The 1,071-nt window shown below is 52.2% G+C and carries 2 protein-coding genes; both read left to right on the top strand.

Features of this window, described 5'->3' with window-relative positions; all coding sequences use genetic code 11:
- The first annotated feature begins 47 nt into the window (after nucleotides 1-47).
- Nucleotides 48-521 carry a helix-turn-helix domain-containing protein gene (locus FH603_RS28865; RefSeq protein WP_235985670.1) on the top strand — a complete coding sequence of 158 codons (474 nt, stop codon included), beginning with the start codon at nucleotides 48-50 and terminating at the stop codon, nucleotides 519-521.
- A complete protein-coding gene (locus FH603_RS28860) occupies nucleotides 469-1,056 on the top strand; it encodes an IS630 family transposase (RefSeq protein WP_244968049.1) in 588 nt (195 codons plus the stop codon). Before FH603_RS28865 ends, FH603_RS28860 begins: the two co-directional genes overlap by 53 nt.
- Nucleotides 1,057-1,071 lie beyond the last annotated feature (15 nt).

Genomic DNA, 1,071 nt, shown 5'->3' with positions numbered 1-1,071 from the left:
TTATTGATGCGTGAGTAAGTCCATTAATGTTTGTGCTTTGGGTTTTTATGGCTACCTACAAACAGGCAGATTACGAAGCGCTGCGGCATCGCTGTGTCGAACTCAAACAAGCAGGCTGGAAGCAGGCCGGTATTGCCCGGGCGTTTGGTCTGACACCCGCCTGGGTTAGTCAGACGCTCAAAACCTTTCGCCAACAGGGGGAGGCCGGCTTGATAACTGGCAAACGGACCGGAGCACCACCCCGGCTGACGATGGAGCAACTTGATGAGCTAACTACGGAGTTGACTAAAGGCGCTGAGCATCACGGCTTTTCAGGCCAGGTCTGGACCCGGCTACGCATCAACCAGGTTATCGACAAACTCTTTGGCGTCAGCTACGATCCGTCTCAGATCGGCCGACTACTCAAGAAGGTGGGCTGGAGTCGCCAAAAACCTGCTCGCCTAGCTCGCCAACAGGATCCCCAGGCTGTTGTCAATTGGCACGAAGAACGGCTGCCCGCCCTCAAAAAAAGCCCAAATTGAAGGGCGGACGATTCTCTACGTGGATGAAGCCGCTTGTTATTTATTGCCTTTCGTAGCCCATAGCTGGGCTCCTCGTGGTCAAACACCTTTGCTTGTGGAACAGGCCGGTCGAGCTCACCTCAATCTGATTGCCGCTATTGCCCCAAACGGTCGCTTGTATCTGGCGGGTCAAGATCAGCCTTTTGACAGCGAAGCGATTAGCTGGTTCTTAGGCAAGCTTTGTTGGCATTACCGACGTCGAAACCTGCTGGTTATTTGGGATGGAGCGGCCATCCATCGTTCGCAGACCGTCAAAGATTGGCTTCACCGTCGACCTGGTCGAGTGCATCTAGAGCGTTTACCGGCTTATAGTCCCATGCTCAATCCGGTCGAATTAGTCTGGAGCCAACTTAAGCGATCGCTGAAAAATCGAATTTTTACTAGCCTGAACTCGCTCCAAGCCGCCGTGCTGGAAGAGGTTCATTATTTACAGGCTGATCGCAAACGCATCCGTTGTTTTTTTCGCAAAAAGGAAATCGCTTTCTTCACAGACTAATTCACGGATCTATAA

Origin of the sequence: Spirosoma utsteinense, assembly GCF_014282275.1 — a bacterium.
Lineage (GTDB): Bacteria > Bacteroidota > Bacteroidia > Cytophagales > Spirosomataceae > Spirosoma > Spirosoma utsteinense.
This window is presented reverse-complemented; position numbering and strand designations above follow the sequence as displayed.